Source organism: Exiguobacterium sp. s59 (assembly GCF_018617475.1).
Classification (GTDB): domain Bacteria; phylum Bacillota; class Bacilli; order Exiguobacteriales; family Exiguobacteriaceae; genus Exiguobacterium; species Exiguobacterium aestuarii.
Genome location: NZ_JACSKG010000002.1, coordinates 200889 through 219812, shown reverse-complemented (window position 1 = coordinate 219812; position 18924 = coordinate 200889). Strand labels below are relative to the sequence as shown.

The 18924-nt window shown below is 47.5% G+C and carries 19 protein-coding genes; 4 read left to right on the top strand and 15 right to left on the bottom strand.

Annotation, left to right across the window (positions count from 1 at the left end):
* Positions 1–35 precede the first annotated feature (35 nt).
* A complete protein-coding gene (gene rpoE, locus KNO91_RS04495) occupies positions 36–515 on the bottom strand; it encodes a DNA-directed RNA polymerase subunit delta (RefSeq protein WP_012727404.1) in 480 nt (159 codons plus the stop codon).
* Between the two features lie 80 nt (positions 516–595).
* Positions 596–1921 carry a hypothetical protein gene (locus tag KNO91_RS04490; protein ID WP_214816459.1) on the bottom strand — a complete coding sequence of 442 codons (1326 nt, stop codon included), beginning with the start codon at positions 1919–1921 and terminating at the stop codon, positions 596–598.
* Positions 1922–2091: 170 nt separating this feature from the next.
* Here KNO91_RS04490 and KNO91_RS04485 point away from each other — a divergent pair, with 170 nt between their 5' ends.
* Entirely contained in the window at positions 2092–3390 is a 1299-nt protein-coding gene (locus KNO91_RS04485) for a methyl-accepting chemotaxis protein (protein ID WP_214816457.1), read from the top strand.
* Positions 3391–3428: 38 nt separating this feature from the next.
* On the opposite strand, the gene KNO91_RS04480 is transcribed toward KNO91_RS04485, so the two are convergent.
* The 8 genes from KNO91_RS04480 to KNO91_RS04445 form a co-directional block, all read right to left on the bottom strand.
* Positions 3429–5555 (bottom strand): (Fe-S)-binding protein, encoded by a 2127-nt coding sequence (locus KNO91_RS04480; RefSeq protein ID WP_214792854.1) that lies wholly within the window; start codon positions 5553–5555, stop codon positions 3429–3431.
* 92 nt (positions 5556–5647) lie between these two features.
* On the bottom strand, positions 5648–6364 hold the full coding sequence (locus tag KNO91_RS04475; RefSeq protein ID WP_214792850.1) for a hypothetical protein: 717 nt from the start codon (positions 6362–6364) through the stop codon (positions 5648–5650).
* A 7-nt stretch (positions 6365–6371) separates the two neighbouring features.
* A complete protein-coding gene (locus tag KNO91_RS04470; RefSeq protein ID WP_214816455.1) occupies positions 6372–6890 on the bottom strand; it encodes a GNAT family N-acetyltransferase in 519 nt (172 codons plus the stop codon).
* Positions 6891–7058: 168 nt separating this feature from the next.
* The gene (locus tag KNO91_RS04465; protein ID WP_214786218.1) at positions 7059–7487 is read right to left on the bottom strand and encodes a hypothetical protein; all 429 of its coding nucleotides are present in this window, start codon (positions 7485–7487) and stop codon (positions 7059–7061) included.
* Positions 7484–7903, bottom strand: coding sequence for a YwiB family protein (locus KNO91_RS04460; protein ID WP_214792844.1), 420 nt, complete (start codon positions 7901–7903; stop codon positions 7484–7486). Before KNO91_RS04460 ends, KNO91_RS04465 begins: the two co-directional genes overlap by 4 nt.
* A 51-nt stretch (positions 7904–7954) precedes the next feature.
* Positions 7955–8515 carry a GNAT family N-acetyltransferase gene (locus KNO91_RS04455; protein ID WP_214792841.1) on the bottom strand — a complete coding sequence of 187 codons (561 nt, stop codon included), beginning with the start codon at positions 8513–8515 and terminating at the stop codon, positions 7955–7957.
* Positions 8516–8555: 40 nt separating this feature from the next.
* Positions 8556–9218 carry a Type 1 glutamine amidotransferase-like domain-containing protein gene (locus KNO91_RS04450; RefSeq protein ID WP_214816453.1) on the bottom strand — a complete coding sequence of 221 codons (663 nt, stop codon included), beginning with the start codon at positions 9216–9218 and terminating at the stop codon, positions 8556–8558.
* A 119-nt stretch (positions 9219–9337) separates the two neighbouring features.
* Entirely contained in the window at positions 9338–11041 is a 1704-nt protein-coding gene (locus KNO91_RS04445) for a glycoside hydrolase family 13 protein (RefSeq protein ID WP_214786210.1), read from the bottom strand.
* Between the two features lie 213 nt (positions 11042–11254).
* Here KNO91_RS04445 and KNO91_RS04440 point away from each other — a divergent pair, with 213 nt between their 5' ends.
* Positions 11255–11719, top strand: a complete 465-nt coding sequence (locus KNO91_RS04440; protein ID WP_214792832.1) for a GNAT family N-acetyltransferase — start codon at positions 11255–11257, stop codon at positions 11717–11719.
* Between the two features lie 47 nt (positions 11720–11766).
* Entirely contained in the window at positions 11767–12531 is a 765-nt protein-coding gene (locus KNO91_RS04435) for a MerR family transcriptional regulator (RefSeq protein ID WP_214792829.1), read from the top strand.
* Positions 12532–12540: 9 nt separating this feature from the next.
* On the opposite strand, the gene KNO91_RS04430 is transcribed toward KNO91_RS04435, so the two are convergent.
* Genes KNO91_RS04430 through KNO91_RS04410 form a run of 5 tightly spaced genes read right to left on the bottom strand, consistent with a single transcriptional unit; the run spans position 12541 to position 17727 of the window.
* Positions 12541–13200: a hypothetical protein gene (locus KNO91_RS04430; RefSeq protein ID WP_214792827.1), complete on the bottom strand. Its 660-nt coding sequence runs from the start codon at positions 13198–13200 to the stop codon at positions 12541–12543.
* A 19-nt stretch (positions 13201–13219) separates the two neighbouring features.
* A complete protein-coding gene (locus tag KNO91_RS04425) occupies positions 13220–13798 on the bottom strand; it encodes a hypothetical protein (protein ID WP_214792824.1) in 579 nt (192 codons plus the stop codon).
* Positions 13799–13810: 12 nt separating this feature from the next.
* Positions 13811–14953, bottom strand: a complete 1143-nt coding sequence (locus KNO91_RS04420; protein WP_214816451.1) for an aminotransferase class I/II-fold pyridoxal phosphate-dependent enzyme — start codon at positions 14951–14953, stop codon at positions 13811–13813.
* Positions 14950–15798: an NAD-dependent epimerase/dehydratase family protein gene (locus tag KNO91_RS04415; RefSeq protein ID WP_214816448.1), complete on the bottom strand. Its 849-nt coding sequence runs from the start codon at positions 15796–15798 to the stop codon at positions 14950–14952. Before KNO91_RS04415 ends, KNO91_RS04420 begins: the two co-directional genes overlap by 4 nt.
* Before the next feature lie 12 nt (positions 15799–15810).
* Positions 15811–17727 carry a polysaccharide biosynthesis protein gene (locus KNO91_RS04410; protein WP_214816445.1) on the bottom strand — a complete coding sequence of 639 codons (1917 nt, stop codon included), beginning with the start codon at positions 17725–17727 and terminating at the stop codon, positions 15811–15813.
* Between the two features lie 397 nt (positions 17728–18124).
* Here KNO91_RS04410 and KNO91_RS04405 point away from each other — a divergent pair, with 397 nt between their 5' ends.
* Positions 18125–18877, top strand: a complete 753-nt coding sequence (locus KNO91_RS04405; protein ID WP_214786195.1) for a homing endonuclease associated repeat-containing protein — start codon at positions 18125–18127, stop codon at positions 18875–18877.
* Positions 18878–18924 lie beyond the last annotated feature (47 nt).

The following is an 18924-nucleotide window of genomic DNA, read 5'->3' as shown; positions in this document are numbered from 1 at the left end:
CTAGCCGGGCGCGATGCCCGGCTTTTTGCGGTCTCTTATAAATCATCCTCGTCTTCGAGATCGAGGTCGTCGTCCAAGTCATCGTCCTTGAAGTCGTCAAGGCCTTCTACTTTTTCTTCTTCGTCCTCATCGTCAAATTCAGATGAATCGTAATCTTCTACTTTTGCGAATACATCCAAGTCATCTTCGATATCGACGATGCCTTCGTCTGCTTCTTCAAACTCTTCTTCGAACTCGTCAAGCTCACCACGTTGACGTGCTTCGATGACGAGATCTTCATCCGACTTGTCGAATGGGTACCATACGCGAAGCGCCCAACGGTTTGCTCCCAAGTTGACGAACAACCCGTCGATGTTCAAATCGGTGTAAAGTTGTGCGATTTTCTCGAGCTCTTCTTCTTCACTCGCAAACGTATAGTTTTGCTTGATTTTTTCGCGAATCTCATCAAAAGAAACAGGCTGCTCGCCAGTTTCTTGGAGAAGTTCATAAACGAAATCAATCAACGATTTATTCATTAAAGGACACTCCTTTTCCGTCACTAGTTAAACATCACTCCTCATTATAAACAAAAGCGATATAAAAAAGCTAGAGGAAATTATGAATCGTGTGATGTCTCGGTTTTAGTACGGAACCAGTACAGACTGATCAATCCGATATTAAATACCCATGTCAACCCTGAGACACCAAACATCCACGCGCGTGGAATCTGGAACGACAATTCTTCATTTACTGTTTGACCCACATATAAACCATAACCGAGCAATCCAATCATTAAGAATGAATATGCCACGACCATGCCAAATCGTTTCCACAGCTGTAGCAGTAACGACGCGAACTCTTGGTTTTCCCCATACTGGTCAAACAAATACATATGACTGACACTCGAATACATCGTCTGCGTATAACCACTGACAAACAATACCGGTATGAAGGCAAGTGGCTCGATAAAGCCAACGAAAAAGAAGAGCGAGGATAGGAACAAGACGATGTACGGATGGCGCGCAAAATCAAAGATGCGACTAAATAAGATCCAACCGATGACACCGGCTAAAAATGGAACGAACACATAAAAGATGAGAACTTGGAACGAATACAGAGCAAGACTGACAAAGACGGCTCCGATTAGCGTCCAGCCACCGAACAACCCAATCACAAACGATAATAATTGAACCTGCCGGGTACGACTTGCACCGATAAAATCACGAACCCGCTTTTGCAACAGTAACCATGCGACATAGACGAGCAAAATGATCATTAAGCCAAACACTTCGATATAGCCACGCGCCCCTTCTAAGAGACTAAGCAAGCGACTAATCAACGTAAAGACGGTGACCGCGATAAAAGCACGGAGAAAGGAACGGGTATCAAACTGCCATGTCGCAGATTTTTGGAGCGGTAACTTTCGCACGAACAGCCACGGCAAAATGAGACTCACTAGGAACAGGGCAATGGCAAGATTGTACGACTGCGTCAACGCATACGAGAACACCGCAATCCAACCGACTAACATAAGAACCAACGGCCACGAACTGCCACCCTCTTCTTTTGACTCCGAATCTTCTGCAGGCTTCAGCTCGTTCAATTGCGAGAGAATGGTCGTCATAATTGTACCGACCCCAATCGAGCCAACGCCGACCAAGAATGCGCTCCATTCAATGGCGCTGTCAAAGGGAAGCACAAAACAAACGAGACCGACGACGAGCACAGACAAGGCAATGAGAAATGTATCCTTTGAACCCCGTCGTCCGATGACATACACCCACAATAAAAGACCTGACATGCTCGATACGTAAAAGATGAGGAATGGAATCAATCGTCCGACTCCTTCTTCGACTGCCATAATGGACAAAAACAAGATTTGCGGCAGAATTTGGCTACTCAGGGCACTGACAATCGTCAATAGGACAACCATGTTTTTCATGGGACACACTCCTTACATTGAGATTGGATATTCCGTTCCTCAATCATCCTTTCCCAGTTCCATTCGTCTACGAACCTTTTCCACAACACATTAACTTCTCAGTTTCTTCAATCTTTTGCCGATATAGAAGAGAACATTAATTTAGATATAAAAGAGAAGGAGAAAAATACATGGCACTTTTTCGTAAAACAACATCCAATCACTTCGTCGCAACTACCGGTTTTCCTGAAGTCCAGACAATCGCTAAACCAGCTGACTCGAGTTTGAACGGACGGGCTCACTATATGGGGTATACGGCCTCTCAAGTGAAACGCCTACAAGACATGGCTCCACTCGTGGAGTCCGTACTAGATGAAGTACTTGAAAACGTACTCGACCACTTGATGCTTCAACCCGAAATGGTTCGAATCGCTAACGCCTCATCAACGAGAGAGCGTTTAAAGAACGTATTCGCCGATTATTTCCGTAGTTTATTGACCGGGAACATCGATGACAAATTCTTGGCGATGCGGAAACGGATGGGACAGACGCATCATCATTTTGCGGTTCCTGTCGTCTGGTTCCTCGCGACATATTCTGCTTTTAACACACTCCTCATCCCAAAAGTGGTTGAGACGTATCAACATGACCCGTCTACTTTGACAGAATCTCTCTTAGCGTTATCGCACGCAATGAACTTAGACGCGCAAATCGTCACCGAACAATACGTCAACGCCCGCCTCGATGAAATCGAGTCTGCGAACCAAGCCCGTGCCGCGCTTTTAAGCGACGTCTCACGTGTCAGTTCAGAAGTCGCCACCACGATGGAGCAAACGGGACAAGCGATGTCTGAAACGAGTGATCGCGCGCACCAAGTTCTTGCGGAAACCGAGCAAACGGAAAAGATGAGCCGTCATTTGATGACGTTGACGCATACGAACGGAAGCCAAATCGAACAGATGGAAGTCGAATTCAAACAGTCGGCCACCTACGTCGACACTTCGCTCGATCGCATCACCGCTTTAAAAAATGGATCTCAAGAAATCGTCAGCATGACTAAGAGCATCGAACAAATCGCCAACCAAACGAACTTGCTCGCCTTGAACGCCTCGATTGAAGCAGCTCGTGCAGGAGAACACGGCAAAGGATTCGCCGTCGTCGCCACCGAAGTACGCACACTGGCGGAAAACGCGAAACAACTGAGCAGTCAAATCAATGTACTCATTCATGAAAACGAGACGAATATCGCAGCACTCCTCGATCAAATGGGACAAATGCATCAGACGAATGATGAAGCGATGCGTCAACTGAATGCCGTCAAATCTGGTTTTTCGACCGTTCAAGAAGAGATGGGTCAATACGTCCTTTCCTTCGAACGAAACAAACAAGACCTTAGTCAGATGGTTGAGACCATTTCATCGATCAACGAGACGACACAAGGGTTATCTCACTTGACCTCTTCCCTACTATCGACCTCTGAGATGCAGTAAACAAACAAGGCACGGTCCGCGGACCGTGCCTTTCTGTATTATTGTACAACCGGTTCTGGTATCTCGATGGCTTTCAGCGAGCGATCGAGCAATTCGACGACGTCAAATGTGCCGACCGTCTCATCGACTTCTTTCGCCTTCGTTCCATCAGACAACATCGTCAAGCAGTACGGACACGCCGAACCGATGACGGTCGGTTTCGTCTCAAGCAGTTGTTCCGTCCGAGCCACGTTGACACGTGTCCCGACTTTCTCTTCCTGCCACATGAGACCTCCACCTGCTCCACAGCACATACCGTTTTCACGGTTACGTGTCGCTTCGACGAGTTCGACACCCGGTATGCGTTCGAGGACGAATCGCGGTGCGTCATAAATGCCATTGTAACGACCGAGGTAGCAAGAGTCGTGATAGACGACACGTTCATTCACTTGAAGATCTGGTTGGATCCGACCTGTATCGAGCAACTCAGCAAGCAACTCTGTATGGTGATACACTTTCACACCATCGAGTCCAAAGTCTGGATACTCATTTTTAAATGTGTTGTATGCGTGTGGGTCAACCGTGACGATTTTCGTCACCCCATACTTCTCAAACAATTTGATGTTCGCTTCGGCGAGTTCTTGGAAGAGCAACTCGTTCCCGATTCGACGTGGTGTGTCTCCTGAGTTTTTCTCTTCATTTCCGAGAATAGCGAATGAGACGCCCGCCTTGTTCAACACGCTCGCAAAGCTTTGCGCGACTTTTTGGCTACGGCTGTCGTATGAACCCATCGCACCGACCCAGAAGAGATATTCGAATTCTTCGCCTGCTTTTTTCTTCTCTTTCGCTGTCGGGATGACGAGTTCTGTATCCTTACGCCAGTTCTCGCGTTCTTTTCGGTTCATCCCCCACGGGTTTCCTTGACGCTCGATGTTTGCGACCGTGCGCTGTGCCTCAGGGTCCATCTTCCCTTCCATCATAACGAGGTAACGACGAAGATCGATGATTTTATCAACATGCTCGTTCATGACCGGACATTGGTCTTCACAGTTACGGCAAGTCGTACACGCCCAAATTTCTTCTTCCGTGATGACGTTGCCAATCAACTCGTCTGCGACGAGCATGTGACCTTCTTGCGCCGCAGCTGCAATCTCGGCGCCTTGCGTGTTTTGGAACATAAGTGCCGGTGCCCAAGGTGATTTTCTTGTGACCGCTGCACCTTTCATATTCATATGGTCGCGAAGTTTGACGATCAAGTCCATCGGCGACAACATCTTACCCGTACCGGTTGCCGGACACACATTCGTACAACGTCCACACTCAACACAAGCGTACAAGTCGACAAGCTGCTTCTGGTTAAAGTCTTCAATCTTGTTGACCCCAAACACAATCTCTTCATCTGACTCTTCCGCTTCTTCCATCGCTGAAAAATCAACAGGTGCCAAGCGACCGACTTTGTGCGTGCGCCCGAGCCAGACGTTGAGTGTTCCGGCAATCAAATGCGCGTGTTTTCCTTGTGGGATGTAGACCATGAAACTGAGCAAGAACAAAAGGTGCATCCACCAAAAGACGACGAACAATGCGAAAGCGACCGACCCAGGTACCCAAGAAAACGCTGAACCGATGAGTGTCGCGACCGGCTCACCCCACATCGGAAGCTCTTCTTTATAGACGAGGTAGAACCCGTTCCCGAACAAGACGGAAACCATCAACCCGCCGATGAAGATGAGGGCAAGACCTGCTAAAAAGTTTCGTTTCAAGCGCACGAGCTTCTCGACGTAACGACGGTAGAATCCCCAAACGACCGCGACGAGAATCATGAGCATGACGATTTCTTGCATGAACGTGAAGATTGGATAGAGCGGACCGAGCGGGATGTGCGGGAAACGTGTTCCGACCGCTAGTCCTTTCCAAATAAAATCAATCGCCCCGAATTGGACGAGGATGAAGCCATAAAACATCATGACGTGAATTGCGCCACTCTTCTTATCCTTCAACAATTTTTTTTGACCGAACACGTTGATCATGACCTGTTCGAGTCGTTCTTTGTTCGTTTGGCTCCATTCTGCCTTCTTCCCGAGCTTGATGAATGTATAGCGCTGATGAACCAGCGTAGCGAATAAATACACACCATAGCCGAGGACGAGCAAGAATAGAATCCAGTTGACGATTAAAAATGTAGACATCCCCAAAACTCCCCCTTATGAAAACGGATTCAATCTTGAATTCAGTATATCAAATGATGAATGAACAGTCATTCATTTTTGTGAAGTTCTCGTCAGAAGTTTAGAAGATGTTTCAAGATGAGCAATAATCCACCATAACTGCACACGGCCAAAACGAATGTTCGAAAGTGTAGATTTCGGTCGGACGGCAGTTCAAACTTCACGATATTGAGAATCATCGCCCCGGCTACGAACGCAAAACAGAGTGCTTCGACGTGTGGGGCCAAGTCAATCCAACGCGAAACGAAACCTCCGAGTAAAATCCCACCGCTCAACAAATATCGTCCCTGTCGCATATAGCGTTCGCCATAGTGGCGGTTCAAATCATGCCCGAGCGCCAAGAAGTGCACACCGAGTGCCGTCGCATAGAAGCTTCTCGAGACGAACGTCACCGAGTCGGCCGTCACCACATACGCTGAAAATGTCATGTACGCCGTGAGAAGCGTCACCTGGAGCCAATACGAAACGGCCCGATCGACCGCCTCATCTTGGAAGTGAGGGGTTCGAACGAACCGCATCGTACCGTAGAACAGCGTGAACCCAATGAGACTGACGATGTAAATCTCTGACGGCAAGGCCAGGTTCAACCAATCGACACGAAGCGTGTCCTGGCGTTTATTCAGGGAGGGCAAAAGATACATGAAGAAATACGTGATGGCGATTCCGCTCGAGAATGAGAACCATTTCTTAGAGGGCACGGTCTCTTCCCGAAACAAATAAATGCCGAAGAAATTAATCAATGCCAAATAGATGATGATCCAGTTCGCCATCTCATCTTCATCCTCTCAAGTCAATCCAAAACCGTTCGACGATCGTCCCATCTTCTTCCGTATATGGTGTGTCCGCGACACCCCTGTTGTTTAAAATGACTTGACGGGAAGCGACGTTTGTCCGATTACACGTAATGAGTGCACGCTCGATTCCAAGCTCTTTCACTTTCTCAAGCGCAAGTTTTAGTTGAAGTGTGGCGAGTCCTCGCCCACGCGCGCTCGGTTTCACCCCGTATCCGACATGGCCACCGATTTTTAAGAGTGATTCGTTCAACTCGTGACGAATGTTCGCCGCGCCTAAAAGCTCTTCCCCGTCCGTGAGCCAATACGTCGTACTCGGGACCCAGCCTTCCTCTATATTCTCACGTAACTCTTTCTGACGTAACGTGTTGACGTATGCCTCGAAGTCCGTCGTTTCACGGTCGACTGAGGTCGGAACGATTCGTTCATCTCGTTCGTACCATTCCTGTAAAAATGCGAGAATCTGTTCTTTTTGTTTGACAGATGTTTTGATTAGTCTTAACACCACAATTCCCCCTTTACCCATTTCCATTCGCGTTCTCTGATTGATTTCCTTGTTCCTTCATCTTAGAGAACAGATCATCGAATAAAAATGGACGTCCTGTTCGAATCTTGTCCCCCTTTCAGGCATGAAAAAAAGTGCCATCCTGTTCAGATGACACTTTTGATATACTTACTCTTCGAGTCCGAGACGTTGTGGCATGTGTGGAGCGAGTTGTCTCGCTTCCTCCAACCGTCCTGCTTCGACGAGCGTGTGGAAATGTAAAAACTGTTCGTGCGATGCATCGCTGATGGCTGCTAAGTAATCGACGTACCGATCGTAGACCGCTTTGTCTTCTGGGCGTGCCTCAATGAGTGCGATATACAGGCGAACGGTGTCCTCTCCGTATAGGAGCGGGAACTCATCGTTCAATTGGAGCAGTTTATCGACTGAATTGACATCGACGCCGTTCTCCTGGTCGTAATGTGTAATGACTTGTTCGGCATGATCTTCGAGGCGACCTCGCCACTCTTCATACTCTTCTTCGTTCGTTTCAAGCATCTCAAACCAGTCTTCATTCAACATCTCTTCAATCTTGTTTACGCGTTCTGTAAAGTTCATGCGCCCTCTCCTCCTTCAAATGTCCATGTGACATGTACTTCGTATATACCTACATCTTCTTCATTCATGGACAATTCATATACGAACGTACACGATTCTTCTGACACGTCGAGGCGTGATGTCGTCGTCGCCATCGTCATCGACATATAGGCATTCTTATATAAGCTTTGCGTGAAGCGACCTTCGATAAAGGAATGGTTCATCTCAATCGGTCCTTTACAGATGAGCGCCAATCGTTCCGGGGTGTACTTGATTGTCGTCGGGACCGTTCCGTCCTCTTGTTGTTGGTCAAACATTAAAATAAAGCCAGTCTTCAATGGATAGTATAAGCCGTCAGCCGATAGTTCGATCGGCTCCGGGATGTCACTCATCCGTGTTGTTTGCTGGACACGCACGCGAAGTGGTTCAATCGCCATGCTCATCCCCCTTTCCGTCAACTCATCGTACCATATCTAGTAGGAGTCGTTCTATCGACGGTGCTTCGTTTTGACATAGACGAGATGGTCTACCCACTCATCATTCTCATATATGAATCCTTCTCTCGTGCACTCGTACGACATGCCGACACGCTCCGCGAGACGAATGGACGCCTCATTGTCGAGATTGATATGTGCCTCGATTCGTTGAAAGTTCAAATCGTCAAAGGCGATGCGCACCGCTAGGTCGACTGCTTCGGTGCCATACCCCTGACCCCAATGCTGATTATGGATGGTATACCCGACCCGTCCCCAATGAAATCCATCTCGTGCCAATGTCGAGAAATCCACCATGCCAAGATGCGCTCCATCTTCAAGCCGGAAAATCGCAAAAACATGCGCACGGTCTTCATGTGCGAGTGATTGATGTGTGTCGACTAGCTGACCGAACCAAACGGACGTACAGTCGCTCATATCTAACTTCCCCGGATCATACTCATGTTGTGAAACAAGACGGTCTGTAAAGCCACGTAACCATGCGTCATAATCTTGTTTCTCTAACGGTCGGACGATGATTCGATTTGTTTTTCGATGATATGTAAATGGATTCAATCCCTCAACTCCAATTCATTTATACTCTTTTCGTATGCATTCAGAAAAACCTCTTCCATTTTCCTTCCGAAATCAAATCGACCTTCCCTTCATTTACACGAATCGCGGTCTCGTCGTCGATCGCATAGGCCGGCGACTGTAATGTCTCCGCCCATTCTGCCGCATCTCGTGACGTATTCTCCGGTAACATCTCGTGGTCGAGGTGTGGAAAGATTGAGAAGTCGACAAACCCTAACGTCTCATCGCTCTGCTCATCAGATGAACGCCATCCGACAAATGCTTCTCCGATTCGTGGCGTCATCACCATGCTACCTGCGCTCAATCCGACATAGACACCTTCCCAAGATGGGAGTAATGCCGCCACCCCGGACTGTTTCATCCAGTGATGTAAAAACAGCGGATCGCCACCATTCACCAATAACACGTCCGCCCGTTCAAATGTCGGTCTCCATACCGATTCATCGATGCTCGGGAGCGCGCTCAGTTCGAGCACCCCGATCGACTTCCAACCCAACTCACACATCGGTGTCGAGAAATCCCCCTTGAAAAAGTTCCATGCGTGCTGCGTTCCCCCGTTCAACGCATAGATGGCTGTCGGGATACAAAGTGCCGTACACTCTTCAATTGGCTTGTCCAATAATTCCAAAAGTGCCTGCTTGATGCTCTCATTTTTGATACCTGCGGAAGTCAGCAATAGTTTCATTTTGATTTTCCTCCTCCGTGAATCCCTTTAAAGCATTCTCATCCTTCCTTGTCATCTCCTTTATTCGCACAAAAAGACCGTAGACGAATTTTCGTCCACGGTCTTCAGGTCATGAAAGATTAGCTCATTTTATATACGCGACCTTCGAACGGCTTCAAGTGAAGAAGCGTCGATTCAACGTCGCCTTCAATCGGCATGTTGCTCAAGACGACATCTTTCGCACGAAGTGTCTGGTCCATATCGAACATCGTCTCTTTCGCCGTCAAGTTCGTGACGACGAGGTACTGCGTGTCACCGAGCGTACGCGTATACGCATAGACTTCCGGGTGATCCGGTAAGACGACATCATACGCACCGTAAACAAACGTCTCATCGTCTTTACGAAGTTGAATCATCTCTTTATAGAAGTTAAAGATGGAGTCCTCATCTTCAAGCTGTGATTCGACGTTGATGTCTGTATAGTTCGGGTTGATGCCGACCCATGGCTTCTCTGCAAACGTGAAGCCGGCGTTCGGAGCATCACTCCATTGCATCGGTGTGCGCGTGTTGTCGCGTGACGAGTTCCACGTGATGCGCATCATCTCGTCGTGACTCTTCCCTTGCTCGACGCCGATATAGTAGCGATTGCGTGTCGCGATATCGTCATATTGATCGATTGAATCGAATTTGACGTTCGTCATCCCGATTTCTTGACCTTGATAGATGAACGGCGTCCCTTGCATGAGGAAGTACATCATCGCTATCGATTTCGCGCTCTCTTTCCAGTAACGCTCATCGTCTCCCCATTTCGAAACCGTACGTGTCTGGTCATGGTTTTCGACGTAAAGCGCGTTCCATCCGTCAGCTTCGAGACCCTTTTGCCATTTCGTCAACACGTTCTTCAAGTGGACGACATCAAGTTTCGAATCGGCGTCTTCACTCCATAGGTCCATGTGTTCGAATTGGAAGACCATGTTCATCTTCCCTTCTTTTTCACCGACCCAAAGGTGTGCATCGTCAGGTGATACGCCGTTCGCTTCACCGACTGTCATGATGTCATGTTTATTGAACGTCTCGTCACGAAGCTCTTCTAAATAATCGTGAATCCCGTCCACGTTCATGTGCATCTCGAATGACGGTACAAAGTCAAGGTCGTTCGGGTTCGGCAAGTCGGCGAACGTCGGATTCTTGCGGATATGGCTAATTGCATCCACGCGGAACCCGTCGATTCCTTTTTCGAGCCACCAGTTGATCATGTCGTACACAGCTGTGCGCATCTCAGGATTTTCCCAGTTGAGGTCCGGTTGTTTCTTCGAGAAGACGTGCAAGTAGTATTGCTCTGTCGCTTCATCGAATTCCCAAGCCGATCCACCGAAAATTGATTCCCAGTTGTTCGGCTTTGATCCGTCCGGCTTCCCGTCGCGCCAGATGTACCAGTCCCGTTTCGGATTGTCTTTTGAGCTCTTCGATTCAATGAACCAAGGGTGCTCATCTGACGTATGGTTGACGACGAGGTCGAGCAATAGCTTCATACCGCGCTGATGCACTTCGTCTAATAAACGATCGAAGTCTTCCATCGTACCGAATTCGTCCATGATGTCTTGATAGTCACTAATGTCATACCCGTTATCATCGTTTGGCGATTTGTACATCGGGCAAATCCAGATGACATCAATGCCAAGGTCTTTCAAATAGTCGAGCTTATCAATGATTCCTTGAATGTCTCCAATTCCGTCTCCGTTCGCGTCATAAAAGCTACGCGGGTAAATTTGATAGGCGACGGCTTCTTTCCACCAGTTGCGTTTAAGCGTTTGTGTTTGTTGTTCTCGTTGTAAAAGTTGCATGTGATCTAGATACTCCTTATCCCAAAACTCACTGCTCATCATATATAATCATCTTATTCGTGCTGTGAACTTTATATCATTAGCGCAATCGTTTGCACGATGCAATAAATTTATCTTACCAAAAAACATTCGATGATACAAAGATGTTTCATCAGCATACTCAACGTGTACCCTACACGATTTTGAAAAGAAATGAAAGCGAGGTGCCTCATCATGTTTCGATTCGCTACACTTGATGATTTTTCGGCCATCGACCAATTGATTGTAAAGAAAGCGAAAGAGTTTCAGGCAGCCGGGAAGTCGCAATGGGTCAAATATTTAGAGCCGAGTCGTTCCGAATATGTCCGCCATGATTTAATGAAAGGGTCCGTGTTTGTGTATGAACGTGACCACCAAGTCGTCGGTGCGGTCAGTCTGATTCCACCGACCGATTGGGATCATAATCTATGGAATGACGCGGACGGTGCCGTCTACTTGCACCGACTCGTCACAGACTCGAACGTAAAAGGAGAACGCATCGGCGAGCGTTTGATGCAGTACGCCCTATCTCACACTGCTTCGACCGTTCGATTGGATTGCGTCGCAGACAACACGTTCTTGAATGGGTACTATCCTCAATTCGGCTTCCGCTATATCGGAGAAAGGAACGGATTTTCTTTATTTGAAAAACAGGCTTGACCTTGACGTGACGTCAACCTTTACGCTTGTTCTAAGGAGGTGAAGGGATGTATACGATTCAACAGCTTGCGTCACTCGCCGGAACGACGACACGGACGCTTCGCCATTACGACTCGATTGGATTACTCGTCCCCATGCGTGACGACAATGGGTACCGCCGTTATACGTCGCGTGATGCCGAGCGTCTACAGCTTATCTTACTGTATCGAACACTAGACGTTCCGCTCGATCAAATCGGACAGTTGCTCGATGCATCGGCGTTTGATCGAGTCGAAGTATTGAACGAACATGTCGAGGCGTTACGACAAAAAGCCGCCTATTTCGCGCAACTCGCGGAGACGGCGGAAGCGACCCTCACCTCACTCAAAGGAGGGATTCCGATGGAAGACAAGTCATTGTTCGAGGGATTATCTTATGAAGAGATTCAAGCACATGAGTCAAAACATCAAGACGAGGTAATTGAGCGTTGGGGAGACAGTTCCGCTTACGAAACTGCGCAAGAACGAGCTGCGAAGCGCTCGAAAGCAGACTGGGAACGCATGAATCAGATGCAACTCGATTTGATTGCACCACTTGTCGATTTGTTTCGTTCACAAGTCGCAATTGAAGATGACCGCGTTCAATCGGTCGTCAGAGACAATCATCTGTTCATCCACACTCACTTTTATGATTGCTCGCTCGACATGTTCAGCGGACTCGGACAGATGTATGTAGCGGATGAGCGATTCACCGCCTATTATGACCGCTTCGAACCAGGTCTTGCATCGTACTATAACGAAGCCATCCAATATTATTGTATCGCCAACAGTTAAGTCCAAGCCTTAGGCTTGGACTTTAATTTGTCGGCGGTCTGGTTGTACGAGATCTAGTGTTTCGATGTGTCGGCGCAACATCGGTAACACCGTGGTCAATTGTAAATAAGGATATGTGGCAAAATTGTCGCTTCCGCCTTTATAGATGACCGCCTGATCGAGAACGCGCCATCCTTGTGTCGTCCACTGTTCGAGCGTCGCCTCACAAAAAGAAGGCACGGATTGAATCGCCCAATAGGCTTGTAGCTGCCCTTCCGCCATCGACGGACGAACGGTGATGATTGGGCATGGCAACTGGTTCAAACGACTCGACTCGATTGGTCCGGTCTCATGAATCACGAGCAGCTTCGGTGCAAGTCGTTCGAGCCACATGAGCGTTTTGTCATCGTTCAAGGATGAGACATGGATGAGGTGATGAGGAGGAATCGGAGAATCCTGTAATGGATAACGCTCTCTCACTTCTCGAATACGCGCTTGACTCGTCCATTTCATAAGCGGTGTCGCCCATCGAATATATAGATGAGTCATCCATTGTTTGAGCGACTGCGGTCGATGTTCAGTGGGACCGTCTTCTTGAATGACATGTGTCACGCCTAAATCGCGGATAGCGTGATAGACGAAAGTGGATGTATGATGGTCACTAATCATGAGTACAATCGGTCTAGTCATCTCTCGATCCCTCCATTGATCACTTTTGATCCGTCATTTCATGAATCCCAAGTTCGCATAGAGCCCGCTTCCATGAACCGAATCGTCTCGACACTTTTGCGACGCTTGGTTTATTAAAACGCTTTGCCCATTTTTGATACGTAATCGCGTTGAAAGGCTTTAATACTCGGTAGGCTTCATATAACGCTTGTACAATCTCCGCCTTGTCTTTTGAGGGTTGTACGGTGAAATGTTCCTCTTCTAAACGCTCGACCGCTTTAACGGCGAGACTCCACGACCCGAAATGGTTAATAATATCGCCTAATGAAGGAACGCTTCTTCCGGATGCCCATCGCCGATATTGAGCACTCGTTAGCCTTCCTTCTTCTACCGATGCAAGCCGAAGTGCCTGAATCATATCCTGGGATTCATAACGTCTTATTTCTAACAATCCCGATGCCTTCAGGGCATTCGTCCATGTCCCATATACAGATAAAATGTCAAGAAACGTGGGAGCATTTTGTCCTTGGCTCCATCGTTGATATTGTGTCACCGTGAGAGATGGAGTCAGAGATGCTGCGGTTTGAAGCGCTCGAATGATCTCTGCTTCCGTTTTCATTTCATATCCTCCTTACACGCTTTTTTCTTTCACGAAATGGCGTGTATCTAGCACGGCTTGAATCACTTTCTGTTGTTCACCAATCGTCAAGCTCGAACTCGACGGCAAGCAAATACCATTTTCAAATAAATGACGACTCACGTCTTCCTTGTCCACCGTGACGTATTCTGCATCTCGATAGAGCGGTTGTAGGTGCATCGGTTTCCAGACTGGTCGTGATTCAATTCCAGCATCACTTAACTGTTGAATCAGCTGATCGCGGCTGGCAATGTCTCGCCCAACTTGCATGGCGGTCAACCAACGATTCGCACGAGAGAATGGGATTTCTTGTTGATACGTGACATCAATCGATGAAAACATTTGTTCATATCGACGAAAGACGTTACGTCGCGCCCTGACTCGTTGCTCGATGACCTCAAGCTGTCCACGACCGATTCCTGCCGACACATTGCTCAAGCGATAGTTGTAACCGACTTCTTCATGCTCGTAATGTAAAACGTTCTCCCTTGCCTGCGTTGCAAGTTTCAACGCATATTGGCGCTGACTTTCAGAGCCTAGCAATAGCATCCCTCCACCCGATGTGGTGATGATTTTGTTCCCATTGAACGAATAGAATCCGATGTCACCAATCGTACCGGTCATCTGGCCTTGCCAAGTCGCTCCGAGTGATTCCGCAGCATCTTCAATCAGGGGCACCCCAAACTCTTGGCAAATGTGACGAATCTCACCAATCTTCGCGACCACCCCGTATAGATGGACGACGATGACTGCTTTCGGCAACTTTCCTTTTGTAGCGGCTTGGACAAGTGCTTTTCGCAATGCTTCCGGTGACATGTTCCACGTCTCTTGTTCTGAATCGATGAATACTGGGGTCGCCCCGACATAGAGAATCGGATTGACCGAAGCGACGAATGTGAGCGACTGACAAAAGATGACATCCCCTCTTTCGATTCCTAACGTCAATAGAGCGAGGTGGAGTGCCGCTGTGCCAGAACTCGTCGCGAGTGTATACGGATGATCGACATATTTCCCAAGCTCTTCTTCAAAAGCGTTGACGTTCGGACCGAGTGGCGCAATCCAATTACTTGAGAACGCTTCTTCCACATATGCCATCTCTCGTCCGGACATGTGCGGTTTCGATAATAAAATATTCATGTGCTCATGTCCTCCTTCATCATGGTTTGATAGGCGTCATACCATTCAATGGTCTGTCGCAATCCTTCGTGCAGTGGGGTTCGTGGTCGAAATCCAATCATCGCTTCTAGCGTAGGTAAATCGGTTTCTTGAAAGACATGTTCACGCATCGGAAGAGATATATGGACGGGTCGATGGAGCTGATGTCCAATTTCAGCTAATAGTGTTTGGACATGTACGTAATCGGAGGCATCAATTCGGAACTGTCCAACAAGCGACAATCCCGACTGAATCAATTTGATGACTCGAACGACGGTTTCAACCACATCATCGATATAAGATGCTTTTACAATATCTGTTGCATAGTATCCGACCATACGATGACCTTGATCGACGGCGAGTACTGCTTTTGAAAAAAGTGTCGTCGGATCATCCCAAGGTCCGTAGACATCCTCTGTAATGAGGTGAAGAGCTGATGACGAGTGACAAGTCTGTTCAACAGGAAGGTCGAACGTGATGAATGATTGAATCGGCACTCGACTTTTTTGATTCATGACGAGTTGCTTCACTTGCTCGTAACGTTCGATTTTTCGCTCCTGATTTGTGCTAGAAGACCCACAGCATAGAATGACATGATTCGGTTCATACATCGTTGCAATTTGGCGCATATGTGGTTTGTGGAAGACATCTGTCCGAATGAGATGGAACGATGGGTGAGACAAGACGTATAGCCGCTGTCTCGCGAGTTGCGTTTTCGCTTCTCCTTCGTCATCAATGCCAATCACTTCGTATCCTTCTTTGAGTAGTCGTCGAGCAAGATGGAATCCCTTGAACGTGGACACACCGATCACCATGACACGATCCATTGCACTCCCCCCTTAATTTCCATCGACGACACGGATATGCACTTGCCGAGCCGGGATAAATTCAAATCCACTTGTAAAAATTCGTTGTAGATCACCATCAATGTCGTCACTGTTCGCAACGAACAGTAAAGCGTCCGTCAATGCTGGACCGTTCGGTCGAAAGTGTTCGATTAACCGCAAAATCGGAGCGACCGATGTGAAAGGACGCGTACAACCAACAAAAATTTTCGGGAAGATGTTGGCATCTGGATCTAATTCATTTGTGGCTAACAATTCTTCGTATAATTTCTCCCCAGGCCGGATTCCCGTCACTTCGATCGGGATCTGCTCAATCGTAAATCCACTGAGTTCAATCATCTTCTTCGCTAAGTCGATGATTTTGACCGGTTCTCCCATATCGAGGACAAAGATTTCCCCGCCTCGGGATAATACGCTCGCTTGAATGACGAGTCGACTCGCTTCTGGAATCGTCATGAAATAACGTGTCATCTCCGAATCTGTTACGGTGACCGGTCCTCCTTGGGCAATCTGTTCCTTGAAGAGAGGGACGACCGAACCACGACTGCCGAGAACATTTCCGAATCGAACGACTGCGAAGATCGTATCGCTTGAACGCGCTTTTTCTTGGACAATCATCTCTGCGATTCGCTTCGTCGACCCCATGACGTTCGTCGGATTGACCGCTTTATCGGTCGAGACCATCACGAATCGATCGACCCGATATTTCGAGGCCACATCGACCATATTTTTCGTGCCATAGATGTTATTTTTGACTGCTTCAAGTGGGTTGTCTTGCATTAATGGAACGTGTTTGTGGGCTGCCGCATGGTAGACGATTTCTGGGCGATACGTTTGAAAGACGTGTTCGAGTCGCTCTAGGTCTTGCACATCTCCGATGACTGGACGAAGTATTGTCTCGAGCCCGAGTCCGTTCAATTCTTTTTCGATTAAATAAATGCTGTTTTCACCATGTCCGAGAAGAATCATCTCGGCCGGTTTGAACTTAATCAATTGACGACACAATTCCGAACCGATTGAACCTCCCGCTCCTGTCACGAGGACTGTTGCCCCTTCTACGTGTTTCGAGATGCCTGAAATATCAAGTTGTACAGGTTCTCGTCCCAACAAATCCTCGATCTTTACTTCGCGAATTTCATTGATTGAAACATTTCCGGTCGCCAGTTCAGATAACATCGGCAGTGCGTGTGATTCCACCCCGGTCTTTTCAATCCGCTTCAACAACTCGATTCGTCTCGCGTGCGCCAAGCTCGGGATAGAGAAAATCACGACCTCGATTCCTTGCTCCTCAATAATTCGTTCTAAATCGTCTGTCGTTCCGAGAATCGGAACACCGTGTACATATAAAGAGGCGAGCATCGGATCGTCGTCGAGAATTCCAACTACATGAAGTACGTTCGTCCGATATTCTTTTAACTCGCGAACGATGAGCTGTCCGGAGTTCCCGGCTCCGATAATCAGTGTCTTCCGTCCTTGGGGAGCAGCATGTGGTTTGAACGTATGCAGGACGTGATGTCGGGCCAAGAAACGCGTGAATAAAATCAGGTTAAATGCTAGTAGCCCTTGCACCGCAATCATGACGCCGAGTCCACGTCCGAATTGAAACTGATTGTAGGCAAATAGAATCAGGTCGCTACTAATCAACGCAATGGTTACTTGTTTCATTTCATGGATTGAAGCGTAACGCCAATCGATTCGATGAATTTTCAAAAGTGCTCCGACGAGCATAAAGCTAATCATCTTAATCGATACCATCAGCAACAGATCATATGTTGTTGCGGTATACGGCATCACTTTCGAAAATAAAATGTCAAACGTCATATATAAGACGATTGAGACGATTGCGATATCGACGCAGAAAAATAATAAGTTTCTGCGATTTCTTCGATATACGTTGACGAGTGTAGCCATCGTGTATTGCACCTCCAAATGTCTAGTTGATTGATCGTGTTGGGTATGGTGTGCGAAGAAAGCGTTGATGCTAGTAAACTACCCGAGTCGTTGTAACAAATTTAAGGATAATGCGAGCTTTTTGTTATTAATGAAATCGCTGTAACAAATAAGTTCACAAAGTTATTCTCATCTTTTCTTTCACATAATGAATATTTTTCTCCTCAGCGGGAATGGAAAGAACATACCAAATAAAATTGGATGTTGTTGACAGCTATGTTTTTGATCAAAAAGGAGGTACCCGTCACACATCGCCGCTTCACTTCTGTACGACCAATCTGACAACATACATGTTCATTCACACCAAGAGACCTTCTGAGACGCCCGTGAGCGTTCACACAAAAGGAGAGACACCAAGATGAAAAAATGGACACGACCTCAAATCGTACAAGCTTTGCAATTGGCTGCCCAAGAATATGCAGAACTTGATTCCAAACAATACAGTGTTTGGTCTCATGACAAAAACGTCCCTTCCCTTTCCACCGTCATTCACCAATTTGGTTCGTGGCGCGAAGCCCTCGTTGCAGCACAAATCAAGCTTTCGTTTCATTATTATTCAGACGAAGATATTCTACGTGCGTTAAACAAAGCTGCAGAAGAGCTCACGCTATTCACGAGTCAAACGTACCGAGAATGGTCAAAAGTGACACGTTCGCCTTCTCTCACACTCATCAGCAGTCGTTTTGGTTCATGGTCGAATGCACTCCGCGAAGCCAAACTTCAAACAACCGCCGCTAAAAATAGTGAGGAACGCATCATCCAAGCATTGATCGAAGCTTCGGAAGAACTCGAACGCCTCACGTCCCAACATTATGCCGTTTGGGCGCAAGAACGCGGCTATCCGACCGTGGCGACTATCGCTCGAAAGTATGGTTCTTGGAGCTATGCTCTTTTCGTGTTAGATATCGCTCCTCCGAAACGAAAATGGGATGAGGAAGATGTGATTGAAGCCCTCCGGCTTGCGAAAAAAGAATTGCCCCACTTCAGCATCCTTCATTATCGAAAATGGGCGGAAGGTCGAAACGTACCGAGTACATCGACCATCAACGTCCTCTTTGGAAGCTGGACGGCCGCTCTCAAATGCATGGAATCGCAAAAAGTGACGCAATGATGTAAAACGAACGCAAAATAAGCGCCGACTCTTTTGAGTCGGCGCTT